This is a genomic window from Streptomyces fumanus (genome assembly GCF_014655295.1).
Classification (GTDB): Bacteria; Actinomycetota; Actinomycetes; order Streptomycetales; family Streptomycetaceae; genus Streptomyces; species Streptomyces fumanus.
In genome coordinates this window covers 255,911-276,978 of record NZ_BNBI01000001.1, presented here as the reverse complement: position 1 = coordinate 276,978, position 21,068 = coordinate 255,911, and the positions used below count along the sequence as shown (strand labels likewise).

Here is a 21,068-nt window from a genome sequence, read left to right as displayed (position 1 = left end):
CGCCGCGCGCGGTCCCCGGCGCCCTCAAGGGGTGCTCGTGCCGCCGCCCCAGTCGTCGCTGCCGCGCTCGCGCAGCGACTTCACCCGCTGGGTCACCGACTCCGGCATCCGGTCGCCGACCTTGTCGCTGACCGTGTGGTACGCCTTGTCGGCGATCTGCCGGCCCTGCTGCGCGGCTGACTCCGCGGTGTTGCGCACCGCAGGGTTCTGCGCGACCTGCCGGGCGGTCTTCTTCAACTGCTCGTACCGCTCGCGCCCGGACCGTGTGCCGAGCACGTACCCCACGGCGAGTCCGACGACGAACGTGAGCCGGTAACGCATGGCGGCCACCCTTCTCTTGCCTGAGTCCTCCGGTGCGGGGGAGTACCGATTGGCGGAGCACCCCCCTGCTTGCGCTAATGTATGTGTCGCAGCGAGCGCACGCCCCCTGGCGAATACCCAGGAAGGTCCGTTCGATGCGATACGAGACCTTCCTCGGTAGCTCAATTGGCAGAGCAGCCGGCTGTTAACCGGCAGGTTACTGGTTCGAGTCCAGTCCGGGGAGCTCGGTCCTCCGTAGCTCAATTGGCAGAGCAGCCGGCTGTTAACCGGCAGGTTACTGGTTCGAGTCCAGTCGGGGGAGCACGCTGAACGAGGGCCCTTCGGGGTCCTTTTTCATGCCCCCGGTCCCGGGGCGCCGCGGGAAGCCGACCATCCGGAGCAGGAGATCGTATGAGCGGCTATGCTGCGGCAGACGGCGCGCACACATGTACGCGACACGCCGCTATGGGGCGGTAGCTCAGCCGGTTAGAGCAGCGGACTCATAATCCGTCGGCCGTGGGTTCGAGTCCCACCCGCCCCACCGCAGCGCCCACCCGCAGAAACGTTGCCACCTGCGGCGAAGCCGCGAACCCTCTGGGCGGGGCCTCTCCTCGACGGCCCCGAGACCCTCCGTTCGCCCCTCTGCTCGCTCCTTGCTCGCTCGAAGCGTCAGAGCCTGGCCGGTGTGACCGCCGTCTCAGCCCGATCGCGGTGCAGCCCCCGGACCATACAGACGTAGAACGGCGCCCCTTCCCACGGCCGGGACACCCCCACCCTCCGGTATCCCCACGCGGCATAGGCGCACCGCGCCGGCGCGGCCTCGGGCTCCGGACGCACCGTGAGCGTGACCCGCTCGGCGTCCAGTCCGTCGAGGAGGGCCGCGTGCAGCCCGGCGGCGACGCCCCGGCGCCGCCACGGCTTGCGCACGGCGAGTTCGATGACGGCGAACGTGCGACGGCCGTCCTCCCGCGTGAAGTCCTCCGGCAGCTCCACGTCCCGCAGGTTGTGCCACCAGCGGGTGTCGGGAGCGAGCCGGTAGCCGTAGCCGAAGCCGACGACCTCCTCGCCCTCGCGAGCCAGGACCAGACGCATACCAGGGCGTCGCGTGTGGGTCCGGTAGTGCTCGGTGAACGCCGCCACGTCGTCGGGGCCTTCCCGGTAGGGCGGCTCCGCGTAGACCTCCGCGTAGGCAGGGAGGAACGCGTCCAGCCCGGCGGCGGCGCCGGGGGCCTCGTGACGTTCGTAGCGCACCCCGGTCATCGGACGGCTCCCCTCGGCTCGACCCGCGCGGCCAGGTGCTCCGCGGCGTCCCGGGCGACGGCGGTGCCGAGTCCGCGAGTTCGAAGGGCGTCGGCTCGGCCACTCCGTACCTCCGGTGATGGGCTCGTGCCCCGACCGTAACCGTTCCGCCGCGCTCGGAAAGGCCGGTCGTCGTTCCGAAAAGAGGGGAGCCCGAACCGTGAACCGCACGCGCCCGGCGGAGACCGACGAACGCGGCCTCGACGGGAGGTCGTCCGGCGGCTGGGGGAGCTGCCCCGGCATGCCGTGGTTCTCGGTCACGGTCTCGCCGTGAACGGTCGCTTCCTGGCCGGGCTCGTCTGAGGACGTTTGCGTGGGCCGGCGGTACCGGGACGCTCCGTCAGGCGTTCGGGTCGGTGGTGGTGGGCTCGTCGTCGCGTTCGCCCTCCGCCTGGGACGGGGTGGTGTGCGGCGGGGACTGGGTGTCGGGCTCGTCGTCGCGTTCGCCCTCGGCCTGGGACGGGGTCTGCTCGGTCATCGTGCTGCCTTTCCTGGTGGAACGGGGTCGGTCCGCCGCACGGGTACCCCGCCGGGCCGGAGGCATCACGCCCGGCCGCGCCGGACCAGGGCCGTGCGCAGGGCCGCGCGGATCTCGGGCGGCGGGGGCGGGCCGCCGGAACCCGCGCTGGCGGTGAGCGTCTCGGCGACCGTACGGAGCTTGGTGTTGGACAACTGGGAGGTCTCCCGCAGGATGTGCCACGCCTCGTCCGGGGTGACGGCGTGCAGGGCCATGAGGACGCCCCGGGCCTGGTCGATCACCGGCCGGGAGGCGATGGCCTGCCGCAACTGCTCCACCTCCGCCTCCAGGACGTGCACCCGCTCCGCACGCGGGGCGGGCATCCGCGGCGGCGGCGTGTGCAGCGGGTCCTCGGGGTCCAGGCCGGCCAGTTCCAGGACCCGGCGCGGCTGGCGGTTCCAGTTCACCGCCGTCACCGGGACCGACTGCCGGTGGCCGTGGCCGCTGAGCAGGTCCAGGAAGTGCAGTCCCGCCGCGTCCATGAACTCCACCCGCGCCATGTCCAGGTCGATCCGCGCGAGCCCGGCCGGCAGCCCGGCCAGCGTCTCGGCCAGGACGACCGTGCAGCCGTGGACCAGCTCCCCGCGCGGCACGATCAGCGCCCGCGCCGCTTCCACATGGCACTCGATGACCAGGGGGGTCGGGCTGCCCGTCAGACGAGCCGGCACCGCTGAGGTCATGTCACCGCCTTCTCGGTCCTCGTCGGTCCTGACGGACTCCACGACGTCGCTCGGCCCCCCGACCGCCGGACCGCGTCAGGGCACGCTCCGGCAGTGTCGACAATGCGCCTGCCCGCCGACCGGTCCGGTACACCCAGGTACTGTGAGTGGCCCGGACGACGCGGGGTAGGGACGACTCGTCCAGGAGTAGGGGAGACGAGGGTGGGCACTCAGGGCCAGGCGTCGGCCGCGGGCGTCGACGCACCGCCGCGGCTGACGGTGTCCCCGCTGCCCGGACGCGGCGGCGTGCGGGCGGCCGGGGAGATCGGGCTGACGACGCACGAGACATGGCGGCGGGCCCTGGAAGAGGCGGTGCGTGAGGGTGAGGCCGTATATGACCTGGAGTTGTCCGAGGTGACGTTCGTCGATGTGGCCGGGGTCGGCGTGCTCGCGGACGCCGCCCGGCGTCTGCCCGAGGGCCGCCGGTTCGTCCTGCACCGGCCACCGCCTACCCTGCGAAGGGTGCTGGAGCTGTTCTGGCCCGATCTGACGGCGATCGAGGTGTCGATGTCATGAGTGCCGTGGCCGAACCGCCCCCCGAGATCCTGGAGCCCGGCGGCCCCGCCGAGCCCTTCGTGCACCCCGCGCTGTTCTACCGCGACGACGACGAGTACCTCTCCGGCACCGTCCCCTTCATCCACGAGGGTCTGGCGGGCGGCGAACCGGTGGCCGTCGCGGTGCCCGGCGAGAAGCTGGCGCTGCTGCGCGACGCGCTCGGCACCGACGCCGGCGCGGTCCGCCTGATGGACATGCGGGAGGCCGGCCGCAACCCCGGCCGGATCATCCCCGGGGTGCTGCGCGCCTTCGCCGACGCCCAGCCCGCCGGGCCCCGGGTGCGGATCATCGGCGAGCCGATCTGGGCCGGCCGCAGCGCCACCGAGTACCCGGCCTGCGTCCAGCACGAGGCGCTGATCAACGCCGCCTTCCAGGGCCGCGCGGTGACGATCCTGTGCCCGTACGACGCCGTGCGCCTGGACGAGCACGTCCTCGCCGACGCCCACGCCACCCACCCCGTGGTCATCCCGGCCGGCTCCGGCGACCTGCGCGACAGCGCCGCCTACGACTGGGCCGGTGTCGTCGACCGCTACAACGAGCCGCTGCCGCCCCCGCCCGCCGGGCTGGTCCTCTCCTTCGCCTCCGGTTCGCTCTCCCAGGCCCGGCACCTGGCCACCGGTGAGGGCGCCCGGCACGGCCTGACCGGGGTCAAGCTGGACGACCTGGCGCTGGCCACGGCCGAACTGGTCACCAACAGCGTCGTGCACGGCGGCGGCACCGGCGAGCTGCGGGTGTGGACCGAGGACGGGTACGTGGTGTGCGACGTGCGCGACGGCGGACGCCTCGCCGACCCGCTGGCCGGCCGCCGGCCCGCCGCCCGCGACCAGCGCGGCGGACGCGGGCTGCTGCTGGTCAACCTCGTCGCCGACCTGGTCCGGGTGCACACCGGCCCGGACGGTACGACGGTGCGGTGCTGGTTCGCGGTCTGAGCGGTGTGAGCGGTGTGAGCGGCGGACCGCTCCGGACGGCGAGGGAATGAGGGGCACCAGGGTGACTCCCGCCGTACGGCCGTCCGGGCCGGGCCGGGGCGTCACAGCGGGGACTCCCACCGCACGGTCGTGCCGCCGGCGTCGTCGTCCCGGACGGTGAGCCGGACCGTCCCCCCGCCCGCCGCCACGGTCACCTCCACTCGCGTGACGCCCGGTCGCCGCCGGACCACCCCGGCCAGCGCCCGGCGCAACGCCGTGAGCAGGTGTTCCGCCGCCTCGTCGGGGACGACGCTGTCGACGGGCCCGGTGAACCGGGTGGCCGGCGGGAAGCCGAGGAGGGCGGCGGCCGTCGCCGTCTCCCGCAGGACCCGGCCGCGCAGACCGGCCGGCGGGTCGGCCGGGGGCTGCCGCAGCGCGAAGATCGCCGTGCGGACCTCCTGGACGGTGGAGCGCAGCTCCTCCACCGCCCGCATCAGAAGGTCCCGCACGTCGCCGGCGTCCGGCCGGCGCAGGATCGCCTCCAGGGTCATGCCGGTGGCGAACAGCCGCTGCACCACCAGGTCGTGCAGGTCCCGGGCGATGCGGTCGCGGTCCTCGTAGACCGCGAGGCGGGCCCGGCCCCGGCGGGCGTCGGCCAGCACCAGCGCGAGCGCGGCCTGCGAGGCGAACCGGGTGGCCAGCAGCTTCTCCACACCGGTGTACGGGCGGTCGCCGCGGCGGCGGGGCAGCGCCAGGGTGCCGACCAGCCGGCCCTCCGCCCGCAGCGGCAGCATCATGCTCGGGCCGAACCGGTGCCGTACCCGGGTCGTCATGCGCGGGTCGGTCGCCGAGTCGTCGACGAACACCGGCTCGCCGCCCAGAAGCTGCTCCAGGACCGGGCTGCCGGGGGCGATGACGGCGCCCACGAGGCCGTCCGGGTCGTCCGGCGCGGCGGCGGTCACGATCTCCATGCCGCCCTCGGCGGTCGGCTGGAGGATCACGCCGGCCGAGGCGCCGGCCAGCAGCCGGGCCCGTTCGGCGACGGCCAGCAGGGCGTCGTCGGTGCGGCCGGTGAGCAGGGCGGCGGTGACGGCCGCCGCGCCCCGCAGCCAGCGGGCGTGCTGCCGGGCCGTCCCGGACAGCCGGGCGTTGCCGATCACCAGGCCGGCCTGCGCGGCCAGCACCCGCAGCACCCGCTCGTCCTCGGCACTGAACGGGCGGCCGTCGGTCCGCCCGGCCAGGCACAGCTCGCCGGCTTCCTCCGCGCCGGCCCGGACCGGCACCCGCAGCCGGTGCGCCGGATGGGCACCGCCGGCCGGGGCGCGGTCGGCGCGGACGCCGGTCACCTCCTCCGGGGCGTCCGGGGGCGGGACCAGACAGGCGTGCGCGGCGCCGGTCAGCTCGGCGGCCCCGGCCACCAGGTGCTCCAGGGCGGCGCGCGGACCGGCGTCGGCACCGGCCCCGAGGGCGGCTTCGAGGAGCCGGGTGAGCCGGGCGGCGGACGGCACCGGGCGGGGGCTCAGTCGGCGGTGGGGTTCAGCACCAGCGGTTCGACCTTGCCCTCCAGCATGGTGCCCAGGCCCTGGACGGCGCAGATGTCGGGGCGCTCGGCGATGTGCACCGGCATCCCGGTGGCCTGGCGGAGCATCTGGTCGAAGCCCGGCAGCAGGGCGCTGCCGCCGACCATCATGATGCCCCGGTCGGCGAGGTCGGCGACCAGGTCCGGCGGGCAGTCCCGCAGCACCCGGCCGATGCCGTCCAGGACGGCGGTCAGCGGCGTCTGGATGGCGTCGCGCACGGCGGCGGTGTCGACCTGGACGCTGCGGGCGAGGCCGGTGGCCACGTCCCGGCCGTGGATCTCGGTCAGGGCGGGGCCCTGCGCGGTGAGCCCGTTGCCGGACAGGGCGAGTTGCAGGGGCCGTACCGACTGGCTGGGCAGGACCAGTTCGTGCTGGTGGCGCAGGTGCTGGACGATCGCGTGGTCGACGGCCTCGCCGCCGACCGGGATGCGGGCGGCGGTGACGATCGAGCCGAGGGAGAGCACGGCGACCTGGGTGGCGTGCGCCCCGCACACCATGATCATGGTCGCCTCGGGCTGCTCCACGGGCAGTCCGCAGCCGACGGCGGCGGCGATGAGGGTGTCGACGAGTTCCACCCGCCGGGCGCCGAGCCCGACCAACGTCTCGATCGCCGCGCGCTGGGCCAGCGGGTCGGCGTCGTGCGGGGTGCAGACCGCGGCCCGCAGCCGGGGCTTGCGGCGCAGCGCGCGGCGGATCTTGTCGCCGAGGAGGTGGCGCAGCATCCGCTGGGCCATCTCGATGTCGACGACCGTGCCGCCGGAGACGGGCCGGACCACCCGGATGTAGTCGGGGGTGCGGCCGGTCATCTTCTCCGCGAACTCACCGACCGCGATCAGCGCGCCGGTGCGGGTGTTGACGGCGGCGGCGGACGGCTGGTCGACGACGAGGCCGGCGCCCTTGACGTACACGCGCGTCCGCGCCGCCCCCAGATCGACGGCGAAGTGGCAGCGGCGCAACTGCTCCAGACTGGCGGTCATGGCAGATCCTCCCGAGAGCGCGGACCGTGGGACCGGTGGTCGGCCGGCCTCCCTCGCATCGTGGGGGCGGGCGAGTCCGGGCGCGCGCCGGAGGGGGCCGGGCGGGGCGCCGCCGAACGGGCGGTTCGCCCACCGGACTCGCCTCCCGGCCGGGCGGACCCGCGGCCCGGTCAGCGGTTGGCGGCCGCGGTGAGGAGGGGGCGCAGGTCCGGTACGAGGACGGTGGCCGGGTCGGCGGCCCGGAGGTCCTCGCGGGCGCGTTCGCCGCGGCGGACGCCGATGAACGGCAGGCCGACGGCGCGGGCGGCGGCCTGTTCGGCGACCGAGGAGCCGACCAGCACGCACTCGCCGGCGTCCGCGCCGAGCTGCTCCAGGGCCCGGTGCAGCACGTCCGGGTCGGGCATCAGCCGCCGCAGGTCGGCGGCGCGGCCGTGCACGCCGCCCGGCAGGCAGTCCAGCAGGCCGCGCCGGCGCAGATACGTCTCCACCGGGGCCTGGGCCCGGTCGGTGACCACGGCGACCGGCACCTCCCGGGTGTGCAGCTCCCGGATCAGCCGGTTGGCGAGCGGGGTGGGCCGCGCGGTGCGGGCGGCCCGCTCCTCGTGCCGGTCCAGCCGCAGCCGTACCGCGCGGGCCAGCCGGTGCCCGGCGAAGGCGCGGACCAGGTCGAGGGTGGCGGCGTACCCCTCGGCGAGCACGGGGTCGACGCGGGGCAGCGGCGCGGCGCCGGTCAGCGCGTCCTCGGGGTCGCGGTTCTCGGCGAGCAACTGCATCACGTCCAGCAGCACCTCGCGTTCCGCGCCCGGGCGGTAGAGCCGGGCCACCACGTCGTCGAAGCCGAGCAGCACACAGCGGGAACGGGCGATCAGATCGGCCGCCGTCCGCTCCCCGGAGGACGGCACCGGCCCCCCGGCGGGCTCCCCGGCGGGCTCCTCGTCCGGTTCGTCGAGCCCGGCGGCGGGGTCGTACGGCGTGCGGTGGTCGGGCGGCGGCTGGTAGGTCCGCCGCTCCGCCTCCTCCACCGGCCCGGCGCGTTCCGCCCGCAGCTCCTGGCCGAGGACGTACAGGTCCGGGTCCCGGCCGCCGGACAGCTCGTACTCCTCGTACACGTCGAGGGCCTCCTCGATCCGGCCCTGGCGGCGCAGCGCGATCAGGTACAGCCGGCGGAAGTCCTCCCGGGATGGGTGGTCGCGTACCAGCCGGGCGAGGTCGGCGGCGGCCCGGTCGTGCGCGCCGAGCGCCAGGTCGGTCTCGGCGCGCCTGCGGTACAGGGCGAGGCGGAGCTGGAGGAGCCGGCCGCGGGCGGTGCGGGCCGCCCAGCCGGGGACGCCGGACAGCGGTTCGTCGCCGCGCCAGAGCGCCAGCGCCCGGGTGAGGTGCGCGCGGGCGGCGGCGTGGCCCTCGGCCCGGCTCGCCGCGTCCGCCCGGCGCACCAGGTCCTCGCAGTGCACCACGTCGACGTAGTCCGCGCTGGTGTGCAGGGCGAGGCCGTGGGAGAGCGTGGCCAGCGCCCCGGGGCCGAGCACCTCGCGCAGACGGGCCGCCATCCGGTGCAGCTCGGCGCGGACGCCGGACGGTTCCTCGGCGGTGTGCCACAGGCCCCAGCGCAGCTCGTCGAAGGTGACCGTGCGGCCGTGGTCGAACAGCAGCATGGCGAGCATCGCGGCGGTCTCCGGCTCCAGCGCGGCCGGTCCGTCGGGCGTCTCGACCCGCAGCGGACCGAGGACCCGGTACGAACGCGGCCGGTACGCCTCGCGGGCCAGGGCCGTCAACTGGGGGTCGAGCAGCAGGTCCAGACCCTGGGCCTGGGTCCAGTGCGAGCGGGCCCGCAGCAGATCCAGGGCGTGCGCGTACGGTCCGCGCAGCGCCGCCGGGAGGTGGCGCAGCCGCCGGGAGTCGATGGGCACGGCCGGGTGCGAGGACCCCGAGGCCAGCCAGACCAGCGACTCGCCCAGCGCGCGCAGATCGGCGGAGCGCCCGGCCGGGCCCGAGGTCCGGCCCGGTTCGAAGAGGGTGAGCTTCACCGTGCCGTCCGGCAGCAGGATCACCCGGGACATCTCCAGCGCCCCGTGGGTCAGGCCCGCCCGGTGCACGGCGGTGAGCGCGCGGGCCAACTGGGCGCCGACGGACACCGTCAGCGGCGGCGGCAGCCGGTGCCTGGCGGAGGCCGCCAGGGAGTGCAGGGTGATGCCGTCGACGTGCTCCATCACCACGTACGGCACGTCGTCCTCGATGCCGAAGTCGTGGACGGCGACGACGCCCGGGTGGCCGAGGCCGCGCAGCAGCCCGGCGTCGCGCAGGAACGCGGCCCGCCCGGCGGGGTCGGGGAGGGTGCGGTGCAGCTTCAGGGCGACCGTGCGCCGGGCCCGGACGTCCTCGGCCAGCCACAGCCTGCCGTCGGTGTCGAGCCGCCGGGCCGGCCGGTAGCGGCGGCCCAGCTCCGGCGGCACCGGGGAGGGGACGCGGTCCGTCACCGACAGTTGCCGGGCGCTGCCCGGGCTGATCTCGGCGAACGCCCCGCCGGCCACCGCGGTCTCGCTGCCGTGCCGGGCGGGGACGAAGGCCCGGAACTCGCCGGGCGTCCGCCCCGCCCGCTCGTCGATCAGCACGCCGGTGCGGCGCAGCAGCTCGCCGGTGCGGTCCCGGGCGCTGCGGGGCAGGCCGCGCAGCAGCAGCTCCCGTACCCCGGGCCGGAAGGCGTAGGAGCCGGGCGGTCCGGCGGCGCGGGTGAGCATGCCGCTGAGGATCACCTCGGCCAGGTGGGCCGGGCGCGGGTCGGGTTCCACGGCGGCCTGCACCAGCCGCATCACCGGCAGGTCGGGCCGGCCCAGCGCGAGGTGCCCGGCCAGCCGGACCGCCTCCGGGGAGGCGGTGGCGCGGAACCGCAGCACCAGTTCCTCGGCGGACAGTGCGGTGAGGTCCGTACGGTCCCCGCCCTCCGCCGGCACCGGCCGGGAGCGCAGCAGGGCCGCCGCGCCCGGGTACGGGGTGCCGCCGGGGTCGGCCACCAGCGACGCCCAGTTCGCCAGCCAGTCGGGGCCCGCCTCCAGCACCGGCAGCGCGACGGCACCGCCGGGGCGCGCCGCCGGGGTCCCGGTGTCGTACGGGGTGAGGACCAGGGAGGCGGTCGGGGCGGCCGGGTGCGGGGCGGTGAGCGTGCCGGGGGTGGCGGGCAGGGCGGTGTCCCGCCACAGGTGCTCGGGCAGCGGCTGGACCAGGGCCAGCGGCATCCGCCGCGCCCACCGGTGCAGGGTGCGGTACCAGCGCAGGCCGGCCGGGCCGGGCCGCCACTGGGTGCCCATGCAGTCGCTGACCAGCAGGGTGACGGTCCGTCCGGCGGCGGGGGCGTGGGCGGCCTCGCCGCGCACCGTGCCGTCGGGGCCGGCGCGGTGCGCGGTGACGGTGCGGAAGACGCCGGACTGGGCGAGCGCGGTGTGCAGTTCGCGGATCAGGGGCCGCCACACCGGCATCGTCGGCCCCGTGTCGTACACCAGCCGCAGTTCCAGCCAGCGTTCGCGGGCCGGGCGCAGTACCGGCAGCCACCAGCGGGGGTCCAGGCCGAGGCGGGCGATGCGGTCGGCGGTGGCCCGCTCGTCCAGTTCCCGGCCGACGGGGGAGTCGGCGTGCCGTTTGAGCGGGCGCAGGGCGCGCTGGAGGTCCAGCGGGTGCCGGAGCATCGGGGGCGCCGGGGCGAGGACGGCGGTGTGCGGGCGGGCGGCGGTGGTCTCGGTGGGGTCGGGGGCGGGCAGGTGCAGGGGGGAGCGGTCGGCGGGCCGGGGCGGTGCGGGCGGGGGAGGGGTGTCGTCCGGGGGCCCGGCCGGGGGCGGGCTGGCCGGTGGTGCGGGGGCGGGCGGCGGGGCCGGTTGCGGTGCGGGCGGCGGGACGGCCGGAACGGGGTCCGGGGCGTCCGATGAGGGGGCCGGGGCGTCCGGCGCGGGGGTGTCGGAGGTCATGTGCCGGGCCAGCCACAGCAGTTCGGCCAGCTCCAGCGGGGTGGGGCGGACACCCGAGGCCGCCCGGGCGAGGACGTCGGCCAGGCGGGCGAGGGGCTCGGCGGAACCGGGCCGGTCAGAAGGCATGGGATCCCCGGGACTGGCCCAGGTACGGCATCAGCCGCTCCGCCAGTTCGTCGAGGGAGTCGGCGCTCAGCCCGGAGGCGCGGGCCAGGTAGATGGCGTTGAGGAGCTGGTCGGTGGCCAGCTCGCCGCTGCCGGCCCGGGACAGGAACCGGCCGATCAGGTGTTCGGCGTAGGCGTCGGGCTCGCCCAGGTGCGCGCGGACGATGTCGGCCAGGTGCCGGTCGTCGGGCTGGCGCAGGCGCAGGGTGACGCAGCGGCGCAGGAAGGCGGGCGGGAACTCGCGCTCCCCGTTGCTGGTCAGCACCACGAAGGGAAAGGCCCGGCAGCGGACCCGGCCGCGGGCGACCGGCACCCGGCGGTCGGAGCCGTCGATCATCACCTGGGCCCGGCCGTCCGGGGTGTCCCGGGCGGCGCGGACCAGTTCGGGGATCTCGTACTGGCCCTCCTCCAGGACGTTCAGCAGGTCGTTGGGGAGGTCGAGATCGCTCTTGTCGATCTCGTCGATGAGCAGGGCGCGGGGGCGGGCGTAGGGCAGCAGGGCGGTGCCGAGCGGGCCGAGGCGCAGGTGGTTCTCGATGCCGTCGGCCGGGTCCGCCGGGTCGCCCGGTGCGGTCGCCGCCCGCCGGGCCGCGTACAGCCGGGAGAGCGGGTCGTACTGGTAGAGGCCGTCGTGCAGGGTGCTGCGGCTGGTGATGTTCCACCGCAGGACCGGCCCGAGGCGCAGCTCCCGGGCGACCGCGTAGACCAGCGAGGACTTGCCGGTGCCGGGCGGGCCGGTGACCAGCAGCGGGCGGCGCAGGTACAGCGCGGCGTTGACCAACTGCACGGTCTGCTCGGTGGCCTGGTAGGTCGCGGCGCGGTGGGTGCGGTCGGGGGAGCCGGCCGAGGCGTCGTCGGCGTCGTCCGGCGGGTCCAGCACGGGGTGTCCGTCGAAGGCCCGCCAGGGCGGCGGCGGGGGCAGCTCGGCGATACCGTCGTGCGGCTGGGCCGTACCGGTGTAGACGGGCCACAGGGCCATGGGGCTTCACTCCGGGACTCGGGGGCGTACGGCGTCGGCGGGTCGGGCGGGTCGGTCGCATCGGGTCGGGTCGGCGGGCGGCGGGGCCCGGTCAGCCCACCGGTGAGTGCAGGGCGGCCGGCGGGGCGGGGAAGCAGCGGGGGTCGTCCCACAGGAGCTGCACCTCCCGCGCCCAGTGGCTGTCCGGATCCTCGTCGGCGTCCGCCGTCTCCCGCAACTCCCTTACCAGCGCCGGCAGTTCCGCGGGCGGTACGCCGACCACGGATTCGGTGAGCCGGTCCAGGAACGCGGTCCCGGAGCAGGGCCCGTCGTGGCCGTCGCCCGGGCAGCCGGTGCGGGGCCACACCAGCACCGGCACCGGCACGTTCAGCCCGACCTCGAAGTGCTCCCCGGCGGCCGGCGGCGGGGCGGCGAACCCGGCCAGTTCCACGTCCTCCCGCAGCTTCTTGCGCAGGCTCGGCGGACGCTCCCGGGTGCCGCAGTCCACCCGGTGCAGCGGCGCCCCGGGGCTGTTGTCCAGCTTGCGCCACTTCTTGCTCAACTGGTGGCGCAGCCGCCCGCTGCGGTGCCGGGACCGGTCGGTGACGACCAGCGGGTAGGCGCAGCCCAGCGGCGTCGGGTCGTCGGCGCTGCACGGCCAGTGCGCCACCGGCTCGTTCAGCCACTCGCGCGGCAGTACGAAGGTGAGGAGTTCCTCGGCGCCCGGGTCGAGCCGGGTGAACGCCTCGTCGATGCGCTCCTGCACGTATCCGCGCACGGCCGTGCGCGGCAGCCGGCGGGCGCCGACCGGATGGCGCCGCCCGTCGCGGTAGGCGGAGACCTCGACGGTGACCTGGTCGGCGCCGGCGCCGCTGCGGCCGATCTCCACGACGATGGGCGACCAGGCCGAGGGGCGCGGCGGCGGGTCGTCCAGCAGCGCCTGGAGCCGGTCGGCGAACCGGGCCACGGCGGCCGGGTCGGGCACCTCCCACTGCACGTACGCGGCGGCGGCCCACAGCGAGCCGAAGCCCTGCTCCGGGCGCGGGTCGAAGGGGTCCATGGCGGAGGCGTACAGCCGGTCGGGGTCGCAGTCGAGGCCGGTCCGCTCGGCCTGCCGCACCAGCGCGTACAGGCGGCGCAGGGCGTCGGCGCGGTGGCCGGGGGTGGGCACCAGCTCGCCGAGCCCCGGCCAGTAGCGGGCCATCACCTCGACCGGCAGCATCCGGCCGACCCGGACGTCCCGGGCGCCCGCGACCGCGGTGACCATGCCGACCACGGTGCCGTCCCCGAGGGTGACGGCCGCGCCGCTGAACCCGCCGGCGAGCGGCTGGCCGTGCGCGGTGAGCGCCTCCAACTGCACCCACTCGCCGGCGATCAGCGGTCCGGGCAGGGCCCGGTAGGAGGCGAGCATCCCCTCGTCGTAGCCGCGCGGGAAGCCGTAGGCGATCAGTTCGGGGGCGGGGTGGCCGCGTTCGGCGCCGGGCGGGGCGAACACGGCCGGGGGGAGGGGGACGTCGCGGTCGAGTTCGAGGACGGCCAGGTCGCCGCGGTCGGTGGCGCCCTCCCGCCAGCCGCCGTGCACGGCGACCGCGGCGGGCAGCTCGCCGAGGTCGGCGCGGCCCGGGAAGGCCACGGTGACCGGCTCCTTACCGCTGTCCCTGACGACGTGGGCGCAGGTCAGCAACCGGCGCGCGGAGACGAGGAATCCGGCGCCGACCTCCCTGCCGCACGCGATCCTGGCGTGCCACGCAGCACCGTTCATGACCGTCCGGCGTCCTCCCCGCCGGTCGCCGACGGTGACCAGGTGAGCCGCACCACCAGATGCCCCTCCGTCGTTCCCTTCGCGATCACCGCCCCGGCCTCGGCGCTCAGCCTCACCCCGAACTCCAGCTCCACGGCGTCCGGCCGCAGCGCGCCCGACCGGAAGACCCGCAGCGCGGAGTCGGCCGCCGCGCGGACCCCCTCCAGGGCGTTCTCGAAGGTGCGGGCCGCCTGGGCCGGTCCGTCGCCGCGCGAGACCAGCCGGGCGCCGGTCTCCTCGTCGACGGCCTCCACCACCACCTGGGCGCCGTCCTCGGTCGTGAACTCCACCAGTCCGTCCATGACGCCGCCCCCCGCGTTCCGCTCCCGTGCACCGGGTTCCTCCGCACGTAACCGGGCCCCATTGTGACGGACCGTGCTCGCCGGTGTCCCGGAGTCGTCCACCGCCCGGCCGTGTCACTGGCGGAAACACGCCAGGGCGGCAACCCGCCGCGTCCCGCCAACCGCCCTGCGGCGCGGGGCCCCTGAGACTCTTCGCAGCACTCTACGAAGAGAGGCGTGGATGAGCAGCTCATCTGTCAGACGCGCGGCGGCCCTGCTGCCGGCCGGCGTGATGATCGCCCTGCTGCCGGCCGGACCGGCCCCCGCGCAGCAGGCGTCCGGCGCCCCGCCCGGCGCCCCGGCCACCGCCCCCGCCGCCCGTACCGTCACCCTCGTCACCGGCGACCGGGTCACCGTCACCGGCCTCGGCGGCGGGCGGCGGACGGTCACCGTCGAGCGGCCCGAGGGCGCCACCGGGGCCGTCCGCACCCGGGCGGTGAATGGCCGGATCAGTGTGGTCCCCGACGAGGCGCTCCCCTACCTGCGGGCCGGGCAACTGGACCGGCGGCTGTTCGACGTGGACCGGCTGCTGGACCAGCAACTGGCCGACGCCGACTCCGGTGAGCTGCCGCTCGTCGTCACCTACGACCGGGGCGCGCCGATCGCCACGCCCCGGGGCACCCGGCGGACCCGGACGCTGCGCAGTGTGCGCGGGGCGGCCGTCGCGGCGGACAAGGGGCGCGGCCTGTGGCGCGAGCTGACCGGGCGGGACGGGATCGCCGGGGTGTGGCTGGACGGGCGGGTCACCGCCGCGATGGCCGAGTCCAACGCCCGGATCGGCACTCCTGAGGCGTGGGCGGCGGGGCTGACCGGGAAGGGCGTCACCGTCGCCGTCCTGGACAGCGGGGCCGACCCGGCCCACCCCGACCTGGCCGGGCGGATCACGGCCTCCCGCAGCTTCGTCCCGGGCGAGGAGGTCGCCGACCGGTACGGGCACGGCACGCACGTCGCCTCCACGGTCGGCGGCAGCGGCGCCGCCTCCGGGGGCAGGGAGCGGGGCGTGGCGCCGGGCGCGGCCCTCGCGGTCGGCAAGGTCCTGGGCGACCAGGGCACGGGCAGCGAGTCGGGGGTCATCGCCGGGATGGAGTGGGCCGCCCGGGAGGTGCGGGCCGGCATCGTCACCCTGAGCCTGGGCTCCACCGAGCCCAGCGACGGCACCGATCCGATGTCCCGGGCCGTGGACGCCCTCTCCGCCGAGACCGGCGCCCTGTTCGTGGCCGCCGCCGGGAACATCGGTACCCCGTCCTCCATCGGCTCGCCCGGCGCCGCCGACGCGGCCCTGACCGTCGGTGCCGTCGACGCCGCCGACGAGCCCGCCTGGTTCAGCAGCGCCGGCCCCCGCCCCGGCGACCACGCCCTCAAGCCCGACCTGTCCGCCCCCGGCGTCGGCATCCTCGCCGCCCGCTCCACCCTCACCGGGGGCAGCGGCCCGTACACCTCCATGGACGGTACGTCGATGGCGGCGCCGCATGTCGCCGGGGTGGCCGCGCTGCTCGCCGAGGAGCACCCCGACTGGACCGGCGCCCAACTGAAGGACGCGCTGATGTCCACCTCCGAGCCGCTGGACGCCTCCGTCTACCGGGCGGGCGCGGGCCGGGTCAGCGCGTCCGGCGCGACCGGCGCCGCGATCACCGCCACCGGCGGCGCGGACCTCGGCTTCCACGCCTGGCCGCCCGCGACGGACACCCCCGTCACCCGCACGGTCGCCTACACCAACTCCTCCGACGCGGACACCGAGCTGCGCCTGTCCGTCGAGGGCGCCCCCGAGGGCGTCGTCACCCTCGCCGACACCACCCTCACCGTGCCCGCGCACGGCACCGCCGCCACCACCGTCACCGGCGACGCGAGCGCCGCGCCGACCGGGCCGACCAGCGGCCGGATCGTCGCCGCCGGCCCCGACGGGAGGGCCGTCGCGCACACCGCGTTCGGCCTGGTCAAGGAGGAGGAGCGGTACACCCTCACGGTGCGGGTCAGGGACCGGGACGGTGCGCCCGCGCCCGTCGGCCTCACCGTGCAGCGGCTCGCCGGGGGCGCCGACCCCGTCCCCGCGCAGGTCGGCGCGTCCGGCACCCTGGAACTGCGGCTGGCGCCGGGCACGTACAGCCTGGCCACCTTCCTCGACGTGCGCGGCGCACACGGCGCCGACTCGCTCGGCCTGGGCTTCCTCGCGGCGCCTGAGGTGGTCCTCGACCGGGACCGCGAGGTCACCCTGGACGGCCGGGCGCTGCGCGAGGTCGGCGCCGCCGTGGACCGGAGCACCGAGACCCGCCAGCTCGTCATGGAGTACGCCCGCGCGGCCGGCGGCACCGACCTGTTCGAGGCCGTGCAGGTGCCGCTCGCCTACGACAGCGTCTTCGCCGCCCCGACCGGCGAGGTCACCGAGGGCACCTTCGAGTACCGGACGGTGTGGCGGCTGGGCAAGCCGGTACTGGAGGTCGAGGGCGTCCGGGAGGCCGTCGCCCAGGCGGGCGGCACGGTGGCCGAGGGCCGCACGAGGCTGCCGCTGGCCGACGCCGGCACCGGCCCGTTCACCGGGGTGCGCGGCAAGGCGGTGCTCGCCCGGCTCACCGAGGGCACCGCACCGGCCGCCCTGGCCCAGGCCGCGCAGGACGCGGGCGCGAAGGCGCTGTTCGTCACCGACGACCGCCCCGGGCGGCTGCTGGCCTGGTGGGGCACCGACGACAACGCCGACCGGCCGCTGACCATCGCCACGCTCTCCGCCGCCGACGCGGCCCGACTGCGCGCGGCCGGCCGGGTCGACATGACCGGCACCCCCGAGACCCCGTACACCTACGACCTGTCCGAGGGGCACCCCGGCGCGGTCCCCGACCGGGACCTGGTCTACCGGCCCGGCCCGCGCGACCTCGCGGTCCTCGACACGGCGTACCACGCGGACCGGGCGCGGACCGGCAGCGGGTTCCGGTACTCGCTCACCGACGCCTTCCCGCTCGGCCTGGGCTTCGCGGAGCCGGTCGGCCTCCCCGCCGAGCGCACCGAGTACGTCTCCACCGGTCCGGGCCAGCGCTGGCACGAGTCCGTGAGCACGGCCGGCGGGGCGCTGGAGCAGCGCGGCGGGGTGGTCCGCTACCGGGGCGGCACCCGCTCCCGGCTGGACTGGTTCCGGCCGGTGTGGCACCCCTGGCTCGGCACCGGGCTGGACTGGGGGCAGCAGCGGATGGGCGACCGGATGCGGTTCAACGCGCCCGGCTGGGGCGACTCGGGCCCGGACCACACCGGGTCCGGCGACGTGTACGGCGCGGACAGCGGGATGCGCCAGCGCACGGCCGTGTACCTGGACGGCGCACCGGTCGGCACCTCGGCGGACGCCACCGCGTACGTGTCCGCCGCGCCCCCCGGCGAGCACACCTACCGGCTGGTCACCGACACCGCGCTGGACGCCGGCCGCTGGACGCCGGGGTCCACCGCGCACGCCGAGTGGACGTTCCGGTCGGCGGCCACCCCGCAGGACCGGTGGACGTATCTGCCGCTGATCAACCTCTCCTTCGCCCTGGACACCGACCTCGCGGGCCGGGTGCGCGGCGGCCGGGAGCTGCCGGTCGGGCTCGGCGCGCAGTACGTGGCGGGGGCGCCGGACACCGGCACCCTCGGCGGCGGGAAGCTCGACGTCTCCTACGACGCCGGGCGGACCTGGCGGCCGGTCCGGCTGACCGGCGACGGCGCGTCCTGGCGGGGCACGCTGGAGGTGCCGCGCGGCGCGGAGCACCTCTCGCTGCGGGCGTCGGCGCGCGACGACCGGGGCGGGACGGTGACCCAGGAGATCGTCCGGGCGGTGGCCGTCCGGTAGCCGTCCGGTGGCCCGGACACGCGGACGGCGCCGCCTCCCTGGGACGGGGAGACGGCGCCGCCGTGTTCCTTCGGCGTCCTCAGACCAGCCAGCCGACGAGGTGGACGAGGCCGGCGAGGATGTCGGTGATGATGTTGCCCATGTGGGACTGCTCCTAGCGAGATAGCTCGTGATGGGACCTGTGCGTCGGCTACGGTCTGCATCCCGTCGCTCGCACACCGTGAGTATCTCCCGCCCCGCCGGTCACGGGCGCGCACCTGAGCGACGATCACCTGTTCCAGGGAACACCTGATCCCCTGTTCGGATCACGCCCAGCTCCGCCAAGTCCTGCGGCCGCAGCCGGAGTTGGTCCGCCGTCGCCCCGGCCTGGTCCGGCGGGCGCTTGAGGATGGCGGCGGCGGCCTCGGGCCCGATGACCGAGAAGTAGCTGTCCGGGGTGGCCCAGGTGTTGCCGGGAGCCGCCAGCGCCAGCGCGCCGCCCGAGCCGCCCTCCCCGATCACCAGCGAGGTGACCGGCGTACGGGCCGAGGCGACGGCGGCGAACACGGCGGCGATCGCGGCGCCCGCGCCCTGCCGTTCGGCCTCGGCGCCGTTGGCCGCGCCCGGGGTGTCGATCAGCGTCAGCACCGGGATGCCGAGCCGGTCCGCCAGCCCGATCAGCCGGGCGGCGGTGCGGTACCCGGCGGGCCGGGTGGCCGCCCCGGTCTGCGCGGCGTACGCCACCGTCCGCCCCGCGTGGGTGCCGAACCCGCACAGCATCCCCTCGGGGTCGGTGCCGCCGCAGCGGTCGCCGCTGAGCGCGGCGCGCTCGGTGAAGTAGGCGTCGAGGTAGGCGCGGGCGCGCGGCCGGCGCGGGTCGCGGGCCCGCCGGACCGCCTCCCGGCCGGTGGCCGGCAGGTCCCGGGCGCCGAGCGGCTCCGGCACCGGCGCCGGGACGCCCGAGGGGCCGGTCAGCAGCCGCAGCCAGCGGCCCAGGGTGCGGCGCAGCTCGCCGGGTGCCACCACGGCGTCCGCCGACCCGGCCGCGACCTGCGCCTCGGCCGTGTACGCCGCCGGGTCGGCGTCCCGGGGCCGGACCCGGGACCCGGCGAAGCCGACCTGGGCGCCGGGCAGCGCGAGGACCACGTCGGCGCCCGCGCCGAGGGTCGCCCAACCGCCGCCGGTGGTCGGGTCCCGCACTACGGCGATCTGCGGCAGCCCGGCCGCCCGGGTGAGCGCCGACTGCCGGGCCACCCGCTGGAGCTGGGTCAGCGCCAGCATCCCCTCCTGCATCCGGCTGCCGCCGGTCGCGACCAGCGGCACCACCGGCAGTTGGTGGGCGCGGGCGTGCGCGTACGCCGCCTCCAGCCGGTCGCCGGTGGCCCGGCCGAGCGAGCCGCCCAGGAAGCCGAACTCGAAGGCGAGCAGCACGGCCGGGGTGCCGTCCACCCGTCCGGTGCCGCAGACCACGGACTCGGACTCGCCGGTGCGCTCGGCGGCGCGGGCGCGGGCGGCGTCGTAGCCCTGCCAGCGCAGCGGGCCGTCCGGCCCGTCCTCCCGGTGCGGGTGCGGCAGTTCGGCGAAGTCGTCGGTGAGCAGGGCCAGGAACCGGCGGGCGGTGAGCCGCTCAGCCATGGGTCAGCGCCCGCTTGAGGATCTTCCCCATGTCGTTGCGGGGCAGCGCCTCGACGTGCCGGACCGCGCGGGGCCGCTTGTGCGGGGCGAGCCGGGCGGCGACATGACCGGCCAGCTCCTCCAGTCCGGGCGGCGCCTGCGGGTCGGCGGGCACGATCCAGGCGACGATCCGCTCCCCGAGGTCGGCGTCCGGCTCCCCGGTGACGGCGGCCTCCCGGACGCCCGGGTGCTCCAGCAGCGCGTTCTCGATCTCCCCGGCGCCGATCTTGTACCCGCCGCTCTTGATCAGGTCGGTGGCCTTGCGGCCGACGATCCGGACGTAGCCGTCGGGGTCGCGGACCGCCATGTCGCCGGTGCGGAAGAAGCCGTCCGGGGTGAAGGCGGCGGCGGTGGCGTCCGGGCGGTTGAGGTACCCGGTGAACAGGTTCGGGCCGCGCACCTGGATCTCGCCGACCGTCTCCCCGTCGTACGCGGTGATCTCCGTGCCGTCCTCCTCCACCAGGCGCAGCTCCACGCCCGGCAGCGGCACGCCGACCGTGCCCGCGCGGGCCTCGCCGTCGGCGCGGACGCTGGTGTTCATCAGCGTCTCCGTCATGCCGTACCGCTCGATCACCCGGCGCCCGGTCGCGGCGGCGATCCGCTCGTGGTCGTGCACCGGCAGCGCGGCGGACCCGGAGACCAGCAGCCGGGCCCCGGCGAGCGCCCGGGCCAGCGCGGGGTCGGCGGGCAGGGCCTCGGCGATCCGGTGGTACATCGTCGGCACGCCGAACAGCATGGTGGCCCCGCCGGTCAGCTCCCGGGCCACACCCTCGGGGGAGAACCGGCCGAGGTGCCGTACCGAACCGCCGCGCCGCAGCGGGCCGAGCACGCCGAGGACCAGGCCGTGCACATGGAACAGCGGCAGCCCGTGCACCAGCACGTCGTCGCCGGTCCACCGCCAGGCGTCGGCGAGGGCGTCCAGCGTGCCGGCGACCGCCCGGCGGGGGATGACCGCGCCCTTGGGCGGGCCGGTGGTGCCGGAGGTGTAGACGATCAGCGCCGGGTCGCCGTCCTCGGCGGGCGGGGCGGGGACCGGGCCCCGCGCGGTCACGTCGACGTCGGCGCGGGGCAGGCCGGCCAGCGCGGCGGGCAGGTCCGCGTCCGGGGCGGCCAGCACCAGGGCCGGGGCGCTGTCGGAGAGGATGTGCCCCAGTTCCCGTTCGCCGGACTTCGGGTTGAGCGGCACGGCGGGCACCCCGGCCAGCAGCGCGGCGACCACCGCGACGGCCGTCTCCAGGGCGGGGGTGGCCCAGACGGCCACCCGGGCGCCGCCGCCCGGCAGGGACCCGGCCGTGGCGCCGGCCGCGGCGGCGAGCTCCGCGTAGGTCAGGGAACGCTCGCCGAACCGGAGGGCGGGCCGGCCGTCCGGGGAGCCGGTGAGGGCCGGGAAGAGAGAGGACACGGGGCGTACTCCTTGGTTCTCGCGGGCTGCGGGGCCACCCGGGGTGCGATATCGGCCGGTTGGCCAGCGTGACCCCGCCGGCCGCGCCCGTCAACGACCGGCCCCCCGGCGGGAGCGGACCGTTCCGGTGGCGCG

15 protein-coding genes and 3 tRNA genes are annotated in these 21,068 nt (G+C 76.7%); 6 read left to right on the top strand and 12 right to left on the bottom strand.

What is annotated here, in order from left to right; genetic code table 11:
* Positions 1–24: 24 nt before the first annotated feature.
* Positions 25–321: a YtxH domain-containing protein gene (locus tag IE316_RS01255; RefSeq protein WP_190202184.1), complete on the bottom strand. Its 297-nt coding sequence runs from the start codon at positions 319–321 to the stop codon at positions 25–27.
* 150 nt (positions 322–471) lie between these two features.
* On the opposite strand from IE316_RS01255, the gene IE316_RS01250 reads away from it, so the two are divergent.
* From IE316_RS01250 to IE316_RS01240, 3 genes are all read left to right on the top strand, one after another.
* Positions 472–544 (top strand) — tRNA-Asn (locus tag IE316_RS01250).
* 5 nt (positions 545–549) lie between these two features.
* Positions 550–622, top strand: a tRNA-Asn gene (locus IE316_RS01245).
* Positions 623–767: 145 nt separating this feature from the next.
* A tRNA-Ile gene (locus IE316_RS01240) sits at positions 768–841 on the top strand.
* Between the two features lie 128 nt (positions 842–969).
* Here IE316_RS01240 and IE316_RS01235 read toward each other — a convergent pair.
* The 3 genes from IE316_RS01235 to IE316_RS01225 form a co-directional block, all read right to left on the bottom strand.
* Entirely contained in the window at positions 970–1,560 is a 591-nt protein-coding gene (locus IE316_RS01235; RefSeq protein ID WP_190202183.1) for a GNAT family N-acetyltransferase, read from the bottom strand.
* A 379-nt stretch (positions 1,561–1,939) separates the two neighbouring features.
* On the bottom strand, positions 1,940–2,077 hold the full coding sequence (locus IE316_RS01230; RefSeq protein WP_229910142.1) for a hypothetical protein: 138 nt from the start codon (positions 2,075–2,077) through the stop codon (positions 1,940–1,942).
* A 65-nt stretch (positions 2,078–2,142) separates the two neighbouring features.
* Complete coding sequence (locus tag IE316_RS01225) at positions 2,143–2,796, bottom strand: ANTAR domain-containing protein (RefSeq protein WP_190202181.1); 654 nt, start codon at positions 2,794–2,796, stop codon at positions 2,143–2,145.
* Between the two features lie 201 nt (positions 2,797–2,997).
* Here IE316_RS01225 and IE316_RS01220 point away from each other — a divergent pair, with 201 nt between their 5' ends.
* Both IE316_RS01220 and IE316_RS01215 read left to right on the top strand, forming a co-directional pair.
* Entirely contained in the window at positions 2,998–3,351 is a 354-nt protein-coding gene (locus IE316_RS01220; RefSeq protein WP_229910141.1) for an STAS domain-containing protein, read from the top strand.
* A complete protein-coding gene (locus IE316_RS01215; protein WP_190202180.1) occupies positions 3,348–4,319 on the top strand; it encodes an anti-sigma factor RsbA family regulatory protein in 972 nt (323 codons plus the stop codon). The genes IE316_RS01220 and IE316_RS01215 overlap by 4 nt, the downstream gene beginning before the upstream one ends.
* A 101-nt stretch (positions 4,320–4,420) precedes the next feature.
* Here IE316_RS01215 and IE316_RS01210 read toward each other — a convergent pair whose 3' ends face one another.
* The 6 genes from IE316_RS01210 to IE316_RS01185 all read right to left on the bottom strand — a co-directional run bounded on the left by IE316_RS01210 (position 4,421) and on the right by IE316_RS01185 (position 14,034).
* Positions 4,421–5,806, bottom strand: coding sequence for a sensor histidine kinase (locus IE316_RS01210; RefSeq protein ID WP_373311032.1), 1,386 nt, complete (start codon positions 5,804–5,806; stop codon positions 4,421–4,423).
* 11 nt (positions 5,807–5,817) lie between these two features.
* Positions 5,818–6,855, bottom strand: a complete 1,038-nt coding sequence (locus tag IE316_RS01205) for a rod shape-determining protein (RefSeq protein ID WP_190202179.1) — start codon at positions 6,853–6,855, stop codon at positions 5,818–5,820.
* Between the two features lie 170 nt (positions 6,856–7,025).
* Positions 7,026–10,934, bottom strand: coding sequence for an SAV_2336 N-terminal domain-related protein (locus IE316_RS01200; protein ID WP_190202178.1), 3,909 nt, complete (start codon positions 10,932–10,934; stop codon positions 7,026–7,028).
* On the bottom strand, positions 10,924–11,952 hold the full coding sequence (locus tag IE316_RS01195; protein ID WP_190202177.1) for an AAA family ATPase: 1,029 nt from the start codon (positions 11,950–11,952) through the stop codon (positions 10,924–10,926). The genes IE316_RS01200 and IE316_RS01195 overlap by 11 nt, the downstream gene beginning before the upstream one ends.
* A gap of 91 nt (positions 11,953–12,043) precedes the next feature.
* Entirely contained in the window at positions 12,044–13,693 is a 1,650-nt protein-coding gene (locus IE316_RS01190; protein ID WP_190202176.1) for a VMAP-C domain-containing protein, read from the bottom strand.
* Positions 13,690–14,034: a CU044_2847 family protein gene (locus IE316_RS01185; RefSeq protein ID WP_190202175.1), complete on the bottom strand. Its 345-nt coding sequence runs from the start codon at positions 14,032–14,034 to the stop codon at positions 13,690–13,692. The genes IE316_RS01190 and IE316_RS01185 overlap by 4 nt, the downstream gene beginning before the upstream one ends.
* A 220-nt stretch (positions 14,035–14,254) precedes the next feature.
* Between IE316_RS01185 and IE316_RS01180 the strand changes: the two genes are divergently transcribed.
* Positions 14,255–17,878, top strand: coding sequence for a S8 family serine peptidase (locus IE316_RS01180; protein ID WP_190202174.1), 3,624 nt, complete (start codon positions 14,255–14,257; stop codon positions 17,876–17,878).
* Between the two features lie 243 nt (positions 17,879–18,121).
* Here the strand turns inward: IE316_RS01180 and IE316_RS01175 are convergent, their stop codons facing one another.
* Together IE316_RS01175 and IE316_RS01170 are read right to left on the bottom strand one after the other, a co-directional pair.
* A complete protein-coding gene (locus tag IE316_RS01175) occupies positions 18,122–19,492 on the bottom strand; it encodes a carboxyl transferase domain-containing protein (protein ID WP_190202173.1) in 1,371 nt (456 codons plus the stop codon).
* Positions 19,485–20,933, bottom strand: coding sequence for an acyl-CoA synthetase (locus IE316_RS01170; protein WP_190202172.1), 1,449 nt, complete (start codon positions 20,931–20,933; stop codon positions 19,485–19,487). The genes IE316_RS01175 and IE316_RS01170 overlap by 8 nt, the downstream gene beginning before the upstream one ends.
* Positions 20,934–21,068: the final 135 nt, after the last annotated feature.